Here is an 18,029-nt window from a genome sequence, read left to right as displayed (position 1 = left end):
GTCCGGGGCGGGTCGTCACACATCGGTGAGCCTGTCGACGCCGGGAGGCAGCCACGTGCACAGGCCGGGCGAGGCGGCGTTCACCACGGTTGTCCACCCTCCGGGGCCGTCGCCGACGAACCCGTGGTGGACGGGACAGCCGAGTGCCCCGTTGGCGACCGTCGTCGGCCCGCCCCTGGACCATTCCCTCACGTGGTGGAACTGACTTCGCCTGGCCGGGGCGGTGCACCCGGGGAAGGTGCACCCTCCGTGGGAGGCGTAGAGGACCAACCGCTGGATCGACGACGCCAGGCGCCGATCGGGGTGGGCGTCCACGTCGATCCGGTGCAGCTCCTCCCGGCCGTCGCGCAGCAGGGAGACGAACCACGGCATCGTTCCGGCCATGGAGACCGCCTGCCGCACGCTGAGCTGGGTGCCGGCGTCGGTCTGCACGAGCGTCGTGGGGTCCTCGAGCTGCTCCGGTGTCACCCGCACGACGATGGTCGCGATGCCCTTGGGGCGGGCGGGGTCGACGGTCGAACCGAGGGCCCACTGGTGCACCAGGGCGTCGTGGGCGCGCTGCTCGGGGGTGCGCTCGTCGGACCCGGGTTCACATTCCACGGCGCCGCCGGGCCCGCCGAAGTCGCACAGTGCCCTCTCGACCAGGGCGCGGCCGCGGGCCGTCAGGGTCATCGTCAGGGTGCTGGTGCCGTCGGACCGGACCGCGCCGAGCCGCGCCGAGCGCTGACGTTCCTGGTGCTCCTCGCGGTCCCGTCCGCGGTCCGGGCACAGGGCGGCGACCCGGCGGGCGGCCTCGGCCCGCAGGTCGGCGGGCGCCGCCGTGCGGGCGAACTCCGTGAGCTCCTCGGCGAAACACACCTTGGCGTCGCCGCCCATCGTTCCGGGCAGACCGGAGACGGCTCGGGCGATGATCCGCTCGTGCTCGCCGGTGATCTCCCCGTTCGCCGCCGCCCGCCCGGCCGGGGTGGCCTGACGTCCTCCGGCGTCGATCCGACCGTGCACCGTGCCCTTCGCCAGTCCCAGCTTCTCGGCGAGGAGCGCGGCGACGCCACCGGCGGTGCGTCCCTTCTGACGGTGCAGCGCGGCCAACTCCGCAGTGGCCCGGGAGCCACTGGCGTCCAGCCGCCGGGCCACGACCTCCACGCGACCCACCGCGTGGGCGAGCGCGTCCGGGTCGTGCTCGGCCCAGTCGACCGCGCACAGCGTCTCCACCGACGCCTCCAGGAACGCGAGAACGTCGGTCAGTGGGGCCGGCTCGTCCCGCTCACCGCCCCGCCCCTCCGCATCCCATACTCCCTGTTCCATACCCCGAAGCATAGAACACACGTACGACACGAACCGGTCCGGAAGCGCATCGTCGCAGCTCGGCCCGCGTCATCCCCGCGAAGTCATGAGGCGGAACTTGAGCTCGTCGAGCATCGCGCCGATCTCCGTGCTCACCAGCGCGCGATCCAGTGCGACGAGCCGGGGCAGGACGGCGTCGGCGGCGTCCCACCGGCGGCGGTCGAGGTGCTGCGACGCGCGCGAGTACAGCAGTTCGAACTCGGCGAAATCCCGAACCCGGTCCGTCGCCAGCTCTCCCAACCACATACCTTCGCGGCCCCGGCTGTCCGCCGCCTCGATGACCCGCCGAACGGAGACGAGGGTCGCCCGCGGCCCGGCCCCGCCGTCGGCGGCGCCTCGCCCGCCGCCGTCGGCCCGGTCGAGCTCGGAGACGAGCCGATCCGCGACCCGGGCGATCACGTCCAGCTCGTCGAGCAATCCGCTCACCAGGTCCCGCTCGGCCGCGACGTGCGCCCCGCTCCGGGCGGCCTCGGCCCGGGTGCCGGCGCGCGCGACCTCCCCGCCCAGCCGGAACAGTTCAGCCGCCGCCGAGTCGACGGCGGCCCCGGCCGCGCGGGCCTCCCCGAGGAGGCCGCGGGCCCGATCGGCGAGATCCGGGGCGCCCCGGGGGGTCACGGTGCACCCCTAGTCGACGACGACGAGGACCAGCCCGAAGTCCCCGGCGTCGTCGGTCCACACGGTCGGGCCGACGAACCCGTGGCCGGCGAGGTCGTCGGCGAGTGCGTCCGGCTCGAACTTCCGAGCGATCTCGGTGCGGATGCCCTCCCCCGCGGCGAGGGTTCGCGAGCGCCCCAGCGTCGGGAAGTCGACGTGCACGTCGCGGACCGCCCGCAACCACATCTCGATCCTGCTCTCGGCGGCGTTCCACACGGCCTCGTGGCGGAAATCGCGCCTGTCCAGCCCGGTGCACTCGACGGTCCGGGCGATCACGTCGAGCATGTTGAGGTTGAATTCGGCGGTGACGCCGTCGGCGTCGTCGTAGGCCGCGACCAGCCGCTCGGGGCTCTTGACGAGGTCGAAGCCGAGCGCCAGCCGGTCGCCCGGGTCCATGACGCCGCGCAGCATCGCGAGGAACTCTGCTCGCTGGGCCTCGCTGAAATTGCCGATCGTGCCGCCGAGGAAGAGCACCAGCCGCCCGCCCGGCTCGCCCGGTAGCGGGCCGTCGAGGGCGGTGAGGTCTCCGACGACCGGGACGACACGCAGTCCGGGGTACTCGGCCGTGAGCGCACGGGCGGAACCGAAGAGCATCTCGGTACTGATGTCGACCGGAACGAACAGTGGGCCGGCTGGATCAGTGGCGCCGGTCGGGCGGAAGGCGAGGACGTCGAGCAGGACCCGCGTCTTCTCGCAGGTCCCGGCCCCGAGCTCGACGAGTGTGTCGGCATCGCCGACGATGTCGACGGCCCGCGACCGCAGGATTTCCGCCTCCGCGCGGGTGGGGTAGTACTCCGCGAGCCGGGTGATCCGGTCGAAGAGCAGGCTGCCCTTCTCGTCGTAGAACCAGCGGGGCGGCACGGTCGGCGGGTCGTCGAAGAACCCGGCGTGCAGATCCGATTCGAGCGCGGCGGTGTCGGGATCGGCGGTGCTCGTCGTCGTCGTTGTCGTCGTCGTTGTCTTTGCTGTTGTTGCACCGGGGCCGTCGGGCCCGGCGGCACCGCGCTGGGCGGCCACCTCGCGCGCGCCGGTCACCGGGCGAGCCTCAGTCCGGCGGCCGCCCACCTCGAAGCGGCGGGATAGAAGTTCCGGTAGGTGTGCCGCGTGTGGCCGGCGGGCGTGAACGCACTGCCACCGCGGAGGACATGCTGGTCGGACATGAACTTGCCGTTGTACTCGCCGGCCGCGCCCTCCTCGGTGACGAACCCCGGATACGGCAGGTAGGCGCTGGCAGTCCATTCCCACACGCCGCCGATCGTCCGCTCCGCGGCGGGCCGCGGGTGGCAGCGGTCGGGGTCGAGCTCGTCGCGGATCTCCCAGCCGGTGGTGGCGACCTCCCATTCGAACTCGGTGGGCAGGCGTGCGCCGGCCCAGCGGGCGTAGGCGTCGGCCTCGTAGAAGGACACGTGGATGACGGGCTCGGCGTCGACGACCGGCCGCCGGCCGCTCAGCGTGAAGGTGGTCCACTCACCGTCGGCGGCGGTCGCGGGGCCAGCGGCGGTCGCGGTGTCGGCGGCGCGGCCGACCGGGCTGTCGTCCTCACGTCGCCAGTACCCGGGCGCATCCCAGCCCTCGGCCTGGACCGTGGCCCAGCCGTCGGACAACCACAGTTCGGGCCGGGAGTAACCGCCGTCGGCCATGAACTGCTTCCACTCGCCGACGGTGACCTGGCGGGTGGCGACCTCACCGCCGGGGATCCACACGCGGTGACGGGGGCGCTCGTTGTCGTAGGAGAACGCGGTGGCGCCTGGGAGCGTGGCGGCGCCCGAGCCGTCCCCGACGTCGGAGTCGCCGGGAGCCGGGGAGCCGACCTGCGCGACCCCCTCGGCGACGGCGAGCCACTCGGTCTCCCCCGGCGCCGCTCCTGCCGGGTCCGTCGACCTGTGGACGTACACCGGATCGGTCGGGTTGTGCGAGAAGAGGTGCTTGATGTCCATCAGCAGCAACTCCTGGTGCTGCTGCTCGTGATGGCAGCCCAGCTCCAGCAGTTCGAGGCCACGCTCGTCGACCCGGCCCGCCTCGAGGGCGTCGACGACGGCCTCGTCGATGCGGGCGCGGAAGTCCCCGATCTCCGCCACCGACGGGCGGGTGATGAGCCCGCGCTGCGGCCGCGGCTGCCGTGGGCCGACCGCCTCGTAATACGAGTTGAACAGGAAGCGGAACACCGGCTCCGGCGAGGTGTAGCCCGGCAGCCGACCCAGCACGAACTCCTCGAAGAACCACGTGGTGTGCGCCCGGTGCCACGCTGCGGGGCTGGCCGCGGTCATCGACTGGGGGATCTGGTCCTCCGGGCTGAGCCGGGACGCGAGCAGGTCGGTGAGCCCCCGGACCCGCTGGAACTTCTCGACCACGCTCTCGGCGCGGGCAGTGGTGGCGACGGTTCCGGCTGTCATGGCTTCCCCCGTGGGTTGTGGTCGACGGCAGGCGGTCCGCGCCGGCGGACCCCTCGGCCCCCGACGCTGATCGCCACCCTAACCACGGTGTGGCCGCTGTCCCACCGATCCGGCCGTGCCCGGACGAACGGCGGCGATGCCTACCGGAACGGGAGCGGGCCCGGCTTTCCGGCACGCTCGGCGGCGATGTTGCGTCGCTCGTGCTCGAGCAGCCGCAGCCGGTACTCGGGGCAGTTCCCCATGCCGCCATCGGCGCGGATCACCCGGTGGACGGGGATGACGAACGGCACCGGCACCAGCGTGCACAGCCGGCCGACGCGACGGGCGTTGCGTGGCCGGCCGGCGTCGATACTGACCTGGCCGTAGCTGGAGGTCTCGCCGTAGGGGATGTGCTGGATCTCGCGGTAGACCTCACGTGAGAATTCATCGTGGACCCCGGCCGCCGCCCAGTCCAGCGGGACGTCGAACCCGCGGAGCCTCCCGGCCAGGTAGTCCTCCACCTGTTCCGCCAGGCGGGCGAGGTGCTCCGCCGCGGCGCCGGGCTCGGGATCGCGGCCCTCGTCGTCGTCGTGATGTTTCACGTTGAACCAGGTCGCGGCGGCATCCCTGTGGTCGAGCTGGTCTGCGTCGAGCTGGTCCGCGTCCACTTGGACGAGGCGCGCGATGCCGTCGGGCGTGGCCTCGACGAGCATCAGCCCGGCCGCGGTGGCGAGCACGCGCGTCACGCCGCCGGGCGTCCGGGGCGCGGGCGCGCTCACACGGGTCCCACTCACACCAGGCCCACTCACACTGGGCCCACTCACACCACGCTCGGGCGGTCCGGGTTGGTGACGTCGGCGTCGGCGGTGTCGAGCTTCTCGAACAGGGCGTCGGCGCCGTCGCGTCCGATGGCGGACATCTCCGCGGTGGTGATCGGCACGGCCTGCAGCCGCGTGAGCAGGGGGCCGGTGCCGTCGGGGCCGCCGGTCTCATCGACCACCTGCAGGTCGGGCCACAGGAACGGCGGCGTGAGGACCAGGTGCTCGCACGTGCGGCCGGGATCGACCAGGCCGACCGCGTTGGGGATCACCGCGCCGGGCGCCACGTGGATGGAACCGGTCGCCACGGCGAGCGCGCACGCGTCCAGGACGTCGGCCATGGCGCGGTGACCGGTGCGGCCGACGGTGACGAACTCGGAGCGGATGTGTCGCCCCTCGGGCGTGGTGACGTTGGTGGGGAGCTCGCGGGCGCCCACGGTGGCGTAGGTGGAGAAGCCGGGCGCGGGAACGTCGTCGACGACGACGATGTCGCAATGCCACTCCGTGGTCTGACCCTCCTCATCCGGCTCGGTCTCGTGCGGATAGCGCAGGACGCGGACCGATTCCTTGTGGCCGAGGATGCCCTCGAGGCCGGAGAGATCGGCCGTGTCCGGGCCGGGGAGGTTGTTCTCGTTACTCATGCAAGGGCTCGCAGTCGCGGTTCGAGGTCGGAATTGAACAGGTCGAGGAAGCGTTTCTGATCGTGGCCGGGGGCGTGGAAGACCAGGTGGTTCAGGCCCGCGTCGACGTATTTTTTGACCTGCTCGACGGCCTCGTCGGGGTCCGAGGCGACGATCCACCGCTTGGCGACCTGCTCGATCGGCAACTCGTCAGCCAGGCGCTCCATCTCCCGCGGTGAATCCACCGAGTGCTTCTGCTCCGGGGTCAGACTGAGCGGCGCCCAGAAGCGGCAGTTCTGCAGCGCGGCGGCCGGGTCGGGGTCGTAGGAGATTTTGATCTCGATCATCCGATCGATCTGCGCCGAGTCCCGCTCGTTGATCCCGGCGCCCTCCTCGACGGCCGGGAGCAGCTTGTCGGTGTACAGCTCCATCCCCTTGCCGGAGGTGCAGATGAACCCGTCGCCCACCCGGCCCGCGTACTTGGCCACCACCGGACCACCCGCCGCCACGTACACCGGCACACCGCCCTCGGGCACGTCGTAGAGGAACGCATCCTTGGTCGAGTAATAGTCACCGTCGAAATTCGTCGTCTCACCGGTCCACAGTTCGCGCATGAGCCGGACCGACTCACGCAGGCGCGCGAACCGCTCCTTGAACTCCGGCCACTGGCCCTGATGCCCGGTGGCGATCTCGTTGAGCGCCTCACCCGTACCCACACCGAGGAAGATGCGGCCCGGGTACAGGCACGCCATCGTCGCGAACGCCTGCGCCAACACCGCCGGGTTGTAGCGGAACGTCGGCGTCAGCACGGAGGTGCCCAACTGCAGCCGCTCGGTGCGCTCCCCCACCGCCGTCATCCACGCCAGCGAGAACGGCGCATGACCCCCGTCGTGGCGCCAGGGCTGGAAATGATCCGACACCGTCGCCGAATCCATCCCCGCCTGCTCCGCCATCACGGCGAACTCCACCAGATCACGCGGACCGAACTGCTCGGCCGACGCCTTGTAACCGAGCTTCAGGGACGGGGTGTCGGGCATCGGCTTCTCCTGCAGGTAGGCATGTGACCAGATTCACCTCTGGCGCGCGCGGGGCACGGGGCCGAGTATGCCAACAGGGCCGGGCAGGGGTGCACGTGTTGACAAGCGCCACCCCTGCGACTCGTTGAGCTCGATAAGCAGGACGCCGCATTCCGATTCAGACTCACAGCCACGGCCAGTGTCATCCGCGTTCCCCGATAGTCAGGAACACCATCCCCACCGACGCCCAGCAGGGGCTTGCGGCGCTCGCGATCTGGCTGGGCGGCAGCGACCCCGGCGCAGCGTGGGCCACCTTCACCTCGGACGACCCCGCCGCGCACGGCTGGCGCTGGGCCGCCATCAACCAGGAGACCGGAACCGTGGTCTACATCCGCTGACGACCGGTCGACACGCCGCAGTGAGAGTGATATCGGACACACCCAGGGGCGCTGTAACGATGCGTCGGCCGCGAGCCATAAACTAGTTGAAACGGCGATCACTGCGGCCCCGCCCGCACCGGAGCCCCCTCCTCTGGACCGATCTCCACCAGACGGCCCCTCGGAGGAGTCATGCGCATCCGGCACGCGGCGACCACGCTGGTCGCACTCGGTGCCGCCTCCGTCTGCGCACTCGGCGCGACGGTGATCGTCCAGGACCGCGACGAGCAGACCCGCGAGTCCGAACTGCGCAGCTCGGCGTGGTCCGTCCAGGCGTCCACCGACTTCGGTACGACCTGGACCGCGCCCATCTCCTCCTACGGCGGCCACTTCCCCGTCCGCGTGGACACAGCCGGCCTGCGCAATCGCTCCGCCTACCAGCCCCTGACACTGCGCACCACCGTCGACTCCCGGTCCGACGCCCACGTCGACATCGGCGAGGGCGCCCTCGTCGAAGGCGACCCCGAGACCGCGTCCCACGTGCGGGTCCGGGCCGTCTCGGCCCGCGGCGGAGCATGCGCCGCGCCAGCGTTCGATCTCGACTCGCCCAGCATCCTCGCCGGCGACAGTGACCGCCCGGTGCCACTCGACGCGCCGACGGTCGACGAACCGCTGGTCCTGCCCGGCGCCACCCGCACCACGCCCGGATCCCCGGTCACCGTGTGTCTCGAGCTGAGCATGGACGCGGCCGCCCCGGCCACCGACTCGATGCTCACGCTGGCCTGGCCGGTCGACATCGCCCGCGGCGACGCCGACTCCTAGCCGGCCCGGCGCAGCCCCCAGCCCGGCCCGGCCGAGCGCAGCCACCACCCCACCGCGCGCCGGCCCGACCCCGGACGCTCAGCGGCGCCCGGCGGCCTCGGAATAGATCCGCGCATGGGCCGCGATGACACTCGTCGGATCAGCGCCCGCGACCCGCGGCGGGACGGCCCGAGGATTCTCCAACGCCGCCCGCACCGCTACCGCCACGGCGGACGGATCGCGGGGATCGTAGATCTCCCCGGAATGATCGCCCGGATCGCAACGGTCGAACCACTGCTCCCGCAGGAACCCCACCGCCGGGAACACCGGCGACACGCCCAGATCGCGGCACAACTCCAACCAGGTGGAATGGGTGGCGAACCGGTACGGCAACACGCACACGTCGAGCGCGGCGAACTCGGGAAGCAACGGCGCCAGGTCCAGCGACTCGTACCTCACCAACCGCACCGACTCCCAGCCGCCCTCGGCCGCCAGCTCCGCCACCAGATGGTGCCCGCCGGCCTCGCGGTCCTCGCCGCACGCGTCGCGCCACGCCTGCGCCTCCACCACGATCCGCAGGTGCGCGCCCCGACGCCCGTGGGCGACGGGCGCCAGCTGGTCCAGCAGCTCCGGGCCGTCGATGTTCTCGCCCATCCGCTCCAGCAACACCCCCACCACCACCGGATCGCCGGGACCGCGCAGGTGCTTGCCGGCGCGGATGGCGGAGGAGACCTCGTCCTCGTCCAGCAACCGCGGGTGCGGCACGACCACCGGCTCGACGCCCCACCGCACCCACAGTTCGTGCGCCGCCACCTCGGTCAGCGTGACCACGGCAGCGGCGGCCTCGACCAGTGTGCCGGTGTGGTCCCGGTGCGGGAGTTCGTCCTCGTGGGACGGGTAGACGATGTCGTGGACGGTGAGCACCATCGGCACCCCGGCCCGCGCCAGGTGCTCCACCACCCCGTCCACGCTCTCCGGCTCGAGGTAGTCGTACCCGAAGTGCACGTGCGCCAGGTCGACAGTGCGCAGCGGGTCGCCGTCGCGATGAATCTCGCCCGACGCCACGTGGCCGGGATCGAACTCCGCGGAAGTCACCGCCTCGGGCGGGGTCTGCCCGTTCACCACCCCGGGCCGGACGGGCACCAGCTCTACGTGCTCAGCGCCATCCAGGCCGGTGATACGGCGAACCGCGGGATGGGCGGCCGGCAGCACCGCCACCCGGACCCGGGAATGTTCACCCCGATCAGACATGCGATCAATCTAGACCGTCACCCCAGACCGCGACGCAGGTCCTTTATGAGGTCGCCCGCGTGTTCCAGCCCCACGGACAGGCGGACCACGTTGTCGCCGATGCCCACCGCGGCGCGGGCCTCCGGCTCCATGGACGCGTGGGTAGTGGTCGCGGGATGGGTCACCAGCGTCTTGGCGTCGCCCAGGTTGTTGGAGATGTCGATGACCTCCAACGAGTTGAGCAGGGAGAAGCACTCCTTCTTGCCGCGGCCGCCGTTGTCGTCGTCGTCGCGGCCACCGTCACCACCGTCGGCGTCGTACTTCAACCCGAACGTCACCACCGACCCGCCGCCGGACATCTGCGCCCGCGCCAGCTCGTACTGGGGGTGCGACTCGAGCATCGGGTACGTCACCCACTCCACGGCCGGGTGCGACTCCAGGAACCGCGCCACCTCCAGGGCGTTGGCACTCATCCGCTCGACGCGCAGGCTCATGGTCTCCAGGCCCTTGAGCAGGACCCACGCGTTGAACGCGCTCATCCCGAACCCGGCGTGGCGCATGAGGTTCTGCACCGGCCCGGAGATGTACTCCTCGGTGCCCAGCACGGCGCCGCCGAGCACGCGGCCCTGGCCGTCGATGTGCTTGGTGGTGGAGTAGACGACAATGTCCGCGCCCAGTTCGAGCGGCTTCTGGTGCAGGACGGTGGCGAAGACGTTGTCCACCACCACCTGCGCGCCGGCGGCGTGCGCGAGGTCGCACACCGCGCGCACGTCGACCAGCTCCTGCATGGGGTTGGAGGGGGTCTCGAAGAAGACGGCGTCGGTGGGCTCGCTCAGCGCCTCGCGCCACTGGTCGAGGTCGGAGCCGTCGACGAACACCGTTTCCACGCCCCAGCGCGGCAGGATCTCGTTGCAGATCACGAAGCACGAGCCGAAGAGCGCGCGCGAGGCCACCAGGCGCGACCCGTTCCCGCACAGCGCGGCCAGGGCCACGAACACCGCGGACATGCCGGAGGAGGTGGCGAAGCACGCCTCGGCGCCCTCGATCTGCCGCAGCCGCTCCTGGAACATCGCGACCGTCGGATTGCCGTAACGGGAGTAGACGAAGCGCTTGAGGTCGCCGTTGAACGAGGCCTCGGCCGCCTCCGCGGATTCGTAGACGTAGCCGGAGTTGAGGAACATCGGCTCGGCGGTCTCCTCGAAGCCGGTGCGCATCTGCCCGGCCCGCACGCCCAGGGTGTCGGGGTGGAGACCGTCGGGGAGTTCGTTGTTTCTCATCGCTGCTTTCTTGTGTGTGGTGCGTGGGTGATGCGGCGGGGCGAGGGGCGTACGGGCGTGGCGGGCTGGCCGTGGTGGCCCGGTCAGGACTGGCGCCAGGCCAGGCCCGCGACCTTCCACCCGTTGACGGTGCCGCGGTGTCCGGCGGCGTCCGGGTCGCCCTCGAACCCCTCGGCCACGTTGTAGGCGGTGCGGTATCCGGCGGCGGTGGCCAGGCTCGCGGCGGCGGCCGACCGGCCACCGCTGCGGCACAGGAACAGCACCGGCGACTCCGCTGCGACACCGGCCTCACCGAGGTGCTCGACGAACCGCTCGTTGGGCTGACCCGCCGAGGTCATCCACTCGATGCCCAGCGTGCGCTTGCCCAGCGCCGACAGATCGGCGCCGCCGACCCACTGCCACTCGGCGCTGGTGCGGACGTCCACCAGTACGGCGTCGGGATCGGAGGCGAGCAGATCCCAGGCCTGGCGGGGCGATAGGTCCCCGGCGTAGTCGCTCATGGGTGTCGATTATGCTCCCCCGACGACCGATCGGCGGGGTCGAGGTACCCCGCTCGCTTTTCTGTGCGACGATCGCGGACATGACGCCTGTCACAGATTCCCCGTTCCGGGTGGCCGTAGTGGGGTCCGGCCCGGCGGGGGTGTACGCCAGCGAGGCCCTGCTGGACTGGAGTGACAACCGGGATCCCTCCGGACGCGGGATCGTGGTGGACCTCATCGACCGGCTCCCGGTCCCCTACGGTCTGCTGCGGCACGGCGTGGCCCCCGATCACCCCCGGATCAAGGGCATCGCCCGCACGCTGGAGGGGATCGCCGCCGATCCGCGCATCCGGTTCCTCGGAAACGTCGAGTTCGGCAACGACCTCACCGCAGACGACGTGCACCGCTTCTACCACGCGGTCGTCTTCTCCACCGGCGCGCTCGCGGACCGTCGGCTCGGCATCCCGGGCGAGGACCTCGAGGGCTCGTACGGGGCCGCCGAGTTCGTGACCTGGTACGACGGCCACCCGGATGCGCACCCCGAGTGGGCGCTGACCGCGGAGCGCGCGGCCGTGGTGGGCGTGGGCAACGTCGCCCTGGACGTGGCGCGCATGTTGGTGCGCAGCCCCGAGCAGCTCGAACCCACCGACATCCCCGAGCACGTCCGCGCCGGGTTCGGCACCAATACGACCCGGGTGGTGTCGGTGATCGGCCGCCGCGGCCCCGTCCACGCCAAGTTCACGCCCCTGGAACTGCGGGAGATGGCCAAGGTGGAGGGCGTCACCGTCGTGGTGGACCCGGCCGACCTGGAGTACGACGACGACGAGGCGCGCACCCTCCGCGACAGCGATCGCCGGGTCGGGCAGGTGTGCACGCAACTCGAGAAATGGGCCGGGGCACAGCGTGAGGCCGGTCTGGGGACGGCGGATGAGGCCGAGGCCGCCGCCCTCGCGGCCGGCGAACGGGTGGTGCGGTTCCGCTTTCACCGGTCCCCGGTCGAGATCCTGGGTTCCGACGGCCGGGTGTCCGGGCTGCGCCTGGCGGTGACCGAGCCGGCCGGTGCCGGCGGGCGGGTGCGCAGCAGCGGCCGGACGGAAGACCTGCAGGTCGAGGCGGTCTATCGCGCGGTCGGCTACCGCTCGGCCGCCCTGGAGGGGGTGCCCTTCGACCACGACTCGGCGACCATCCCCAACGACTCCGGCCGGATCCTCGACTCGCCGGGCGGTCAGCACCTGCCGGGGCTGTTCACCGCGGGCTGGGTCAAGCGCGGGCCGTCCGGGGTGATCGGCACCAACCGGTCCTGCGCGGTGGAGACCGTGGGGCAGTTGGCCACCGAACTCGAGTCCGGCACGCTGCCCGAGCCCGACGAGCCGGACCCGCAGGCCGTGCGCGACTTCCTCACCGACCGCGAGGTGGACCTCGTCGACGGCGACGCCTGGGCCGAGATCGACGCCCACGAGCGTGGCCTCGGCGAGGCGGCGGGCCGCGAACGCACCAAACTGCCGGGTCGCGCGGAGATGCTGGAGGTCGCCCGCGCCTCCCGCACCTCCCCCACCTCCCCCACGGCCCCCACGGCCCGGACCCCCTGAGATCCGCTACCGTCCCTCGGGATCGGCTGGTCCGATTCGACCAGCCGATCCGAATTCCGGATAGCGGATCGTGAGGGCTTAGCGGATCGTGGGGGCTTAGCAGGTCTCGGGGTCAGTCGGTCTCGGCGATGAGCCGGCCGATCTCGTCCAGCGACACCGTGCCCGGGTCGAAGTAGCGGGAGTGGGCGCTGCGCACCGAGTCGGCGCCCGAGTCTGGCTCCGTGACGTCCACCGCGAGTCCGCCGAACTCCCCGGTGCCCGGGCGGCCGCCGAGTACGCCGGTGATCGACCACCACGGCACCGGATCCCAACGCGAGGCGACGCCGACCACCTCGTCCTGCCCCGCCGCCCGAGCGACGCCGACCTCGTCGACCCGTTGCCCGGCGATCGAGTCGACGCCCGCGCCGGGACTGCCGACGTGGATCATCCGGTCGGCTGCCAGCCCTCCCGGGTCCTCGGCTGCCGCCCCCAGGACCGCGGACCCGTAGCTGTACCCGACCGCGACATGGGGAGCGTCGTCGCCGTCCCTGCGTTCCACCGCGTCCAACCCTGCCGCGAAGGTCCGCAGGTCTGCGGCATGCGCTCGCGCGGGTGCCGTCGAGGAGCCGGCGGTCGCGACGTCGGCGGGCGCGTCGTAGCCCTGCCACGACACCGCGACGCAGGACTCGACGGCCGCGTCGGGTGTCCAACCGGCCGCACCGGGATTAGAGGCGGCCCCTTCGAGACCCGAGGCGGCCGCCTCGCACATCGCGTCCACCCGCTCGCCGGTGCGATCGAGGGTGTCCAGCGACGACCCCGTGCCCGGTATGAGCGTGACCACCCGGTCGGCGGTGTCGGGATCGGCGCTCGCGACCACCGCGCGACCGTCCGGGTGCAGGTCGAGGAGATGCCGTCGCGGGTCGGCCTCGAGGTGCGCGGCCAACGCGGACAGGCCCCGAGCGGCACCGGCGAGCCCGTCGCCGCCGGCGCCGGTGTCGGCCGCGTCGAGCAGTCGGCGCAACCGGGCCCGGTTGATCGCATCCCGCGTCGCCGACGACAGGCCGTCCACCGATCCCAGCTCTGGGTGGTCACGGGCCAGCCTGGCCCGGTCGGCAGGCCCCAGCCCGTGCCACACTTCGGCGACCGCCCGGGGATCGTCGTCGGTCGATCCCGACAGGTCGATGCACGGGCGCGTCGCCGGATCCGTGTGCCCGGTGAGATGGTCGGCAGCTTCGCGCAGCCGCTTCGCCAGGCCGCGATCCGCCTCCCCCACCGCCATGGTGTCCCCGGTGCCGGGCGCGGCGAGTTCGTCGTCGCTCCAGCTGATCACCGCCCGCGCCAGCCGCGCCCCCTCGGCCCGCAGGACGTCGGCCACATAGAGGCAGTTGCCGGAGACCATCCTGGCCTCGGCGGCAGCGTCAGCAGCGCGGCTGCGCGCCCGGGCCCCCGCATGGCCGGACCACCCGCCCTCGTCGGCCATTCCACCGACCGCCGCGCCGCTGCCTATCCCGTCACCGGCCACCGCGCCGCCCAGTCGGCGGGCGACCATGTCGAGGTCCTCGGCCGACTCGGCGATCCGCCGACCCACCGCCGCCGCCCGCGATTCGGCGTGGTCGATCGCCACCACCAGCGCCTCAGCCCGCTGTCCCGGTGACACCGCGGGCCACCTCCTCATCCGCCTCCGCCAGCAGTCCGGCGGCCCGGGCCATCGCCTCCGCGATCCGCCGGCTCTGCGCCTCGTGCTCCCGGGCCCGCCGGGCGAGCAGGTCCGCGCACTCGGCGAGCGCGGGACCGGTGAGCAGCGCCCCCGCACCTCCGGCCGCCATGCCGGCAGCCGCCGCCGACGCCTCCTCCAGCGCCGCGACCAGATCCGCCGCACTGGCGGCCGTGTCCACGCCCGCGTCGCGGACCCGGGCCGCCTCGGCCGTCACCGCCGTCTGCTCGAACGCCAGGAGCACGGCCCCCAGCGGGCCCGCCTCGGCCGTGGCGCCCGGCGCGGCGACCCCGCCACCGGCTCGCTCCCCCTGCTCCGCCATCGTCCCCGCTCCCCTCCGGCCCGGGCATCCGGGCCGTTCGAGAGGTCACGCTATGGGCGGAGTACGACGCACAGGGCCCGCCAGCGGGGGCCTGTGGATGAGGTCGACGACCATTCACAGGCCCGGGCGAGCCGGTCCGTCTCTCAGCGCAGGTCGGGCTGTTCGGCGTACCGCCCGCCGACAAACATGCGAGCGAGCACCGCTCCCAGCCCGACGATGAAGACCACCAGGGCACCCGGAAGCGCCCACCCCGGCATCTGATCGGTCCCGGACCGGGCAGCCATCACGATGCCCACCTGTCCCGCCACCAGCAGCGCGAGCGTCAACGCGGTGATGAGCCACAGGTCCTCACGCAGCAACCTCTCGAACCTGCGCAGTCGGGCTCCGGAGGCAGTCCACCACTGCTTGCTGGGGGCGTTGATGAACTCGGGAGCCGACACCACCAGCCTCGACATGAGCGGCATCGGCAGGACGACCACCAGCGGCAGTAGCGCGGAGAACGCCAACGCGCCGTTCCTGGTCGACCAACCGTCGGCCTCGCCGCCCGCGCCGAAGTGCGTCGGCACCCGATCCGGCAGGACGGCCACCTGCCAGGCCAGCACGCCGAGCCACACCAGGATCACTGCCACGGACAGCGTCAGGATCCACGGCGCCGTCGGCTCCTTCGGCAGATCGCGTGCGTCGTCTGCCGCGGACCTCGTCGTCGTCATCTCGCGGCGCCCTCCCAACCCACGATCACCGGCCGCACCTACCTCACCACCGTCACACGCGACGCGGCCTCGCGGGCGCGCTCACGCGCGATCTCGACGTCCTCGGCGGTCGCGACGGCCACGCCCATCCGGCGGAACTCGCTGGCCGACGGCTTGCCGAACAGGCGGACATCGGACTCCGGCACGGCGAGCGCGCGGGCGACACCGGCGAAGCCGACGCTCTCGACGGTCCCGTCGCCCTCGGTGCCGTCCTCCGCGATCCCCGTGCCGCCGTAGATCACCGCGGACGCGCCCGGACTGGCCATGGTGGTGACCACCGGCAGACCGAGGACGGCGCGCGCGTGCATCTCGAACTCACTGAGCACCTGGCTGCGCAACGTCACGAGGCCGGTGTCGTGGGGACGGGGGCTGACCTCGGAGAAGTAGACGTCGACGCCCTTGACGAACAGCTCCACGCCGAACACGCCGACCCCGCCGAGCGCGCCCGTCACCCGCGCCGCCACCGACCGCGCCGAGTCGTAGGCGTCGCGGGTCATGGCCTGCGGCTGCCACGACTCGACGTAGTCGCCGCGCTCCTGGCGGTGGCCGATCGGCTCGCAGAAGTCGGTGCGGATCTGTCCCGTCTCCGGGTCGACGCTCCGGACGGTGAGCAGCGTGATCTCGTACTCGAAGTCGACGAACGACTCCACGATCACGCGCGCCCCCGCGACGCGGGCACCGGACTGCGCGTGGTTCCACGCCGTTTCCACGTCCTCGGGACCGTGGAGGGACGACTGTCCCTTGCCCGACGACGACATGGTGGGCTTGACGAGACACGGGAACCCGATCCGGGAGCACGCCTCCTGCAGTTCCTCCAGTGAGGACGCGAACGCGAACCGGCTCGTGGGCAGGCCCAGCTCCTCGGCGGCGAGGCGGCGGATGCCCTCGCGGTCCATCGTCAGTTGCACGGCGCGGGCGGTGGGCGCGACGCGGGCGAGGCCGTCCTGTTCGATCTGCGCGAGCGCGGCGGTGGCGATGGCCTCGATCTCCGGCAGGATCACCTCCGGCTTCTCCAGCTCGACGACCCGGCGCACCTCGTCGGCGTCGGTCATGTCGATGGTGTGCGAGCGGTGCGCGACCTGGTGCGCCGGGGCTCCGTCGTAGCGGTCCACCGCGATGACCTCGACGCCCAGACGCTGCAGCGCCATGGTCACCTCCTTGCCCAGCTCGCCCGAGCCGAGCAGCATCACGCGGGTCGCGGTCGGCGTACCCGGCGTGCCGAAGCGGTCCACGGTCGGCGGGGCGAGGGGATCGTGGGGGTCGGTCATGTCGACCACGCTAGTAGACCTGCGGTGACGCTCGGAGCGCGGCTGGACAGACGAACGGGCCCGGCACCGTAAGGTGCCGGGCCCGGGTGGGAGTCGCAGATGGCGCCTGTTGATTTAGACGATCAGTTGGTGAGGGTCGCAGCCGTGAGAGTGCCGTTGTCCTCGTCATCGCCATCGTCGTCGCCACTGCCGCTGCCGCTGGCGCTGCCGCTGGCGGTGTCAGTGTCCTCTTCCACGTCCCCACCGTCGCCGTTGTCGACGTCGTCGTCCGCGCCGTTGTCACCGAGCGAGCCGAGCAGGGTCGCGCCCATCCCGACGCTGCCGGCGCTGACGTCGTCCGCGGAGACGATCTCGAGGGATCCACCCGGGATCCGGCCATTGATCTGGTCAGCGACAACCTGCGGGTCGATGCCGAAGTAAGTCTGGAGACCGGGGTCCTCTTCGCCCTCTCCGACCTCCGAGGTGCAGAGGATCACCCCGGCGGCAGGCGTCTCCGGGGCGGTGGCCACCCACTCAACTGTGCCGTCGGGGGCCACCGGATACGCGTGGGGGAACCCGAATGCGACCCACTCGGCGACCATCTGGAGGATGCCGCCATTACCGTTGTCATCGCGGGTCCCGGGAACGTAGCTGTCCTCTGCGGACGGCACCTGGACGGCGTCCTCGCCTTCGCCCTCGGTTGCCACGGTCAGCAGCGAGACGCCTTCTTCCGCGTCAATCGCATTGAGAACGGGGCCAGCCGTCGCAACATCAATTCCGCTGGGGTCGATTCCTGCTTCCTCGATGGTGCTGTAGGGCAGGGTGAACCCGAGGCAGTTCTGCGGATCGGCGGTCTCGTTGGTGTAGGTGACTGTCGGGCCACCCTCCTCGTTCGGGGTGACCGTCACCGGCCCGTCGAGCGCGGTGGCGGCGAGGCCGAGATCGGCGGCGATCTCCGACGAACCCTGCGCGCCGGCGATGCCGGCCCCGGCCAGGGTTGTTCCGGCGGCCAGGGCCACGGCCGAGGCGCCGGCCAGGATCCGATTTCGAGCGATCATGAGATCTCCTTGCAGTGAGGGAATGTCACCACTCGAGGACCGCGGTGACACGTTCTGACGTCTTGGAGACGCCTGAGAGGAGTGTTGCACGGGTCACATCACCGTTTCAGTAAGCGCCGGAAACATTTAGGTACATAAACCAATGTTAATACTCTTATCACTCCTGGCAACAGGCGCAACAACAGCAACAACATGGGTTGCGGACGAGCAGCATCACCCACATCGAACCCCTGGCTCCGAGCCCTAAGGCGGCGTTCACCCTCGTCCGACCAACCCCTCCGCCCGAATGGTCAACGTCGTGTAAAAATCGGTCCGCGCCGATAGACCGGGAAGGTCGACAGGTGAGAGAATTCTCGTCAAGCACCTGTGGCCTACGGTCCAGG

17 protein-coding genes are annotated in these 18,029 nt (G+C 71.8%); 2 read left to right on the top strand and 15 right to left on the bottom strand.

Features of this window, described 5'->3' with window-relative positions; genetic code table 11:
* Nucleotides 1-15: 15 nt before the first annotated feature.
* From G6R20_RS10220 to fgd, 7 genes are all read right to left on the bottom strand, one after another.
* Nucleotides 16-1,305, bottom strand: coding sequence for an HNH endonuclease signature motif containing protein (locus G6R20_RS10220; RefSeq protein ID WP_163376331.1), 1,290 nt, complete (start codon nucleotides 1,303-1,305; stop codon nucleotides 16-18).
* Between the two features lie 69 nt (nucleotides 1,306-1,374).
* A complete protein-coding gene (locus G6R20_RS10215) occupies nucleotides 1,375-1,959 on the bottom strand; it encodes a hypothetical protein (protein ID WP_163376330.1) in 585 nt (194 codons plus the stop codon).
* A gap of 9 nt (nucleotides 1,960-1,968) precedes the next feature.
* Complete coding sequence (gene egtD / locus G6R20_RS10210) at nucleotides 1,969-3,033, bottom strand: L-histidine N(alpha)-methyltransferase (RefSeq protein WP_240341385.1); 1,065 nt, start codon at nucleotides 3,031-3,033, stop codon at nucleotides 1,969-1,971.
* Nucleotides 3,030-4,391 (bottom strand): ergothioneine biosynthesis protein EgtB, encoded by a 1,362-nt coding sequence (egtB, locus tag G6R20_RS10205; protein ID WP_163376328.1) that lies wholly within the window; start codon nucleotides 4,389-4,391, stop codon nucleotides 3,030-3,032. The genes egtD and egtB overlap by 4 nt, the downstream gene beginning before the upstream one ends.
* 140 nt (nucleotides 4,392-4,531) lie before the next feature.
* Nucleotides 4,532-5,149 (bottom strand): methylated-DNA--[protein]-cysteine S-methyltransferase, encoded by a 618-nt coding sequence (locus tag G6R20_RS10200; RefSeq protein WP_240341384.1) that lies wholly within the window; start codon nucleotides 5,147-5,149, stop codon nucleotides 4,532-4,534.
* Between the two features lie 41 nt (nucleotides 5,150-5,190).
* Nucleotides 5,191-5,829 carry a suppressor of fused domain protein gene (locus tag G6R20_RS10195; protein ID WP_163376327.1) on the bottom strand — a complete coding sequence of 213 codons (639 nt, stop codon included), beginning with the start codon at nucleotides 5,827-5,829 and terminating at the stop codon, nucleotides 5,191-5,193.
* Nucleotides 5,826-6,845, bottom strand: coding sequence for a glucose-6-phosphate dehydrogenase (coenzyme-F420) (gene fgd, locus G6R20_RS10190; RefSeq protein WP_163376326.1), 1,020 nt, complete (start codon nucleotides 6,843-6,845; stop codon nucleotides 5,826-5,828). Before fgd ends, G6R20_RS10195 begins: the two co-directional genes overlap by 4 nt.
* Nucleotides 6,846-7,393: 548 nt before the next feature.
* On the opposite strand from fgd, the gene G6R20_RS10185 reads away from it, so the two are divergent.
* Entirely contained in the window at nucleotides 7,394-8,023 is a 630-nt protein-coding gene (locus G6R20_RS10185; RefSeq protein ID WP_120286399.1) for a hypothetical protein, read from the top strand.
* A gap of 78 nt (nucleotides 8,024-8,101) precedes the next feature.
* On the opposite strand, the gene G6R20_RS10180 is transcribed toward G6R20_RS10185, so the two are convergent.
* From G6R20_RS10180 to G6R20_RS10170, 3 genes are read right to left on the bottom strand one after another with little or no spacing between them, the layout of a single operon-like run.
* A complete protein-coding gene (locus tag G6R20_RS10180; RefSeq protein ID WP_240341383.1) occupies nucleotides 8,102-9,253 on the bottom strand; it encodes a hypothetical protein in 1,152 nt (383 codons plus the stop codon).
* A 17-nt stretch (nucleotides 9,254-9,270) separates the two neighbouring features.
* Nucleotides 9,271-10,629, bottom strand: a complete 1,359-nt coding sequence (locus G6R20_RS10175; protein WP_275898244.1) for an O-succinylhomoserine sulfhydrylase — start codon at nucleotides 10,627-10,629, stop codon at nucleotides 9,271-9,273.
* The gene (locus G6R20_RS10170) at nucleotides 10,593-11,009 is read right to left on the bottom strand and encodes a rhodanese-like domain-containing protein (RefSeq protein WP_163376324.1); all 417 of its coding nucleotides are present in this window, start codon (nucleotides 11,007-11,009) and stop codon (nucleotides 10,593-10,595) included. The genes G6R20_RS10175 and G6R20_RS10170 overlap by 37 nt, the downstream gene beginning before the upstream one ends.
* Nucleotides 11,010-11,089: 80 nt before the next feature.
* Between G6R20_RS10170 and G6R20_RS10165 the strand changes: the two genes are divergently transcribed.
* On the top strand, nucleotides 11,090-12,577 hold the full coding sequence (locus G6R20_RS10165) for an FAD-dependent oxidoreductase (RefSeq protein ID WP_163376323.1): 1,488 nt from the start codon (nucleotides 11,090-11,092) through the stop codon (nucleotides 12,575-12,577).
* 112 nt (nucleotides 12,578-12,689) lie between these two features.
* Here the strand turns inward: G6R20_RS10165 and G6R20_RS10160 are convergent, their stop codons facing one another.
* The 5 genes from G6R20_RS10160 to G6R20_RS10140 all read right to left on the bottom strand — a co-directional run bounded on the left by G6R20_RS10160 (nucleotide 12,690) and on the right by G6R20_RS10140 (nucleotide 17,646).
* The gene (locus G6R20_RS10160) at nucleotides 12,690-14,213 is read right to left on the bottom strand and encodes an alpha/beta hydrolase (protein ID WP_240341382.1); all 1,524 of its coding nucleotides are present in this window, start codon (nucleotides 14,211-14,213) and stop codon (nucleotides 12,690-12,692) included.
* Nucleotides 14,191-14,592: a hypothetical protein gene (locus G6R20_RS10155; protein ID WP_154829769.1), complete on the bottom strand. Its 402-nt coding sequence runs from the start codon at nucleotides 14,590-14,592 to the stop codon at nucleotides 14,191-14,193. Before G6R20_RS10155 ends, G6R20_RS10160 begins: the two co-directional genes overlap by 23 nt.
* 143 nt (nucleotides 14,593-14,735) lie before the next feature.
* A complete protein-coding gene (locus G6R20_RS10150; RefSeq protein WP_163376321.1) occupies nucleotides 14,736-15,302 on the bottom strand; it encodes a DUF1648 domain-containing protein in 567 nt (188 codons plus the stop codon).
* A gap of 38 nt (nucleotides 15,303-15,340) precedes the next feature.
* Nucleotides 15,341-16,609 (bottom strand): formate-dependent phosphoribosylglycinamide formyltransferase, encoded by a 1,269-nt coding sequence (gene purT, locus G6R20_RS10145; RefSeq protein ID WP_163376320.1) that lies wholly within the window; start codon nucleotides 16,607-16,609, stop codon nucleotides 15,341-15,343.
* 122 nt (nucleotides 16,610-16,731) lie between these two features.
* Nucleotides 16,732-17,646, bottom strand: coding sequence for a hypothetical protein (locus G6R20_RS10140; protein WP_163376319.1), 915 nt, complete (start codon nucleotides 17,644-17,646; stop codon nucleotides 16,732-16,734).
* Nucleotides 17,647-18,029: the final 383 nt, after the last annotated feature.

The organism is Dietzia sp. Alg238-R159, from assembly GCF_900537145.1.
Taxonomy (GTDB): Bacteria; Actinomycetota; Actinomycetes; order Mycobacteriales; family Mycobacteriaceae; genus Dietzia; species Dietzia kunjamensis.
Note: the sequence above shows the minus strand (reverse complement) of the source record. Positions and strands in the feature narration are given on the sequence as shown.

Bases quoted from the DNA above. Each gene is read 5' to 3' on its own strand.
- G6R20_RS10220 (WP_163376331.1), bottom strand. From the start codon at position 1,305: ATGGAACAGGGAGTATGGGATGCGGAGGGGCGGGGCGGTGAGCGGGAC.
- egtB (WP_163376328.1), bottom strand. From the start codon at position 4,391: ATGACAGCCGGAACCGTCGCCACCACTGCCCGCGCCGAGAGCGTGGTC.
- G6R20_RS10195 (WP_163376327.1), bottom strand. From the start codon at position 5,829: ATGAGTAACGAGAACAACCTCCCCGGCCCGGACACGGCCGATCTCTCC.
- fgd (WP_163376326.1), bottom strand. From the start codon at position 6,845: ATGCCCGACACCCCGTCCCTGAAGCTCGGTTACAAGGCGTCGGCCGAG.
- G6R20_RS10185 (WP_120286399.1), top strand. From the start codon at position 7,394: ATGCGCATCCGGCACGCGGCGACCACGCTGGTCGCACTCGGTGCCGCC.
- G6R20_RS10180 (WP_240341383.1), bottom strand. From the start codon at position 9,253: ATGTCTGATCGGGGTGAACATTCCCGGGTCCGGGTGGCGGTGCTGCCG.
- G6R20_RS10170 (WP_163376324.1), bottom strand. From the start codon at position 11,009: ATGAGCGACTACGCCGGGGACCTATCGCCCCGCCAGGCCTGGGATCTG.
- G6R20_RS10165 (WP_163376323.1), top strand. From the start codon at position 11,090: ATGACGCCTGTCACAGATTCCCCGTTCCGGGTGGCCGTAGTGGGGTCC.
- G6R20_RS10155 (WP_154829769.1), bottom strand. From the start codon at position 14,592: ATGGCGGAGCAGGGGGAGCGAGCCGGTGGCGGGGTCGCCGCGCCGGGC.
- G6R20_RS10150 (WP_163376321.1), bottom strand. From the start codon at position 15,302: ATGACGACGACGAGGTCCGCGGCAGACGACGCACGCGATCTGCCGAAG.
- purT (WP_163376320.1), bottom strand. From the start codon at position 16,609: ATGACCGACCCCCACGATCCCCTCGCCCCGCCGACCGTGGACCGCTTC.
- G6R20_RS10140 (WP_163376319.1), bottom strand. From the start codon at position 17,646: ATGATCGCTCGAAATCGGATCCTGGCCGGCGCCTCGGCCGTGGCCCTG.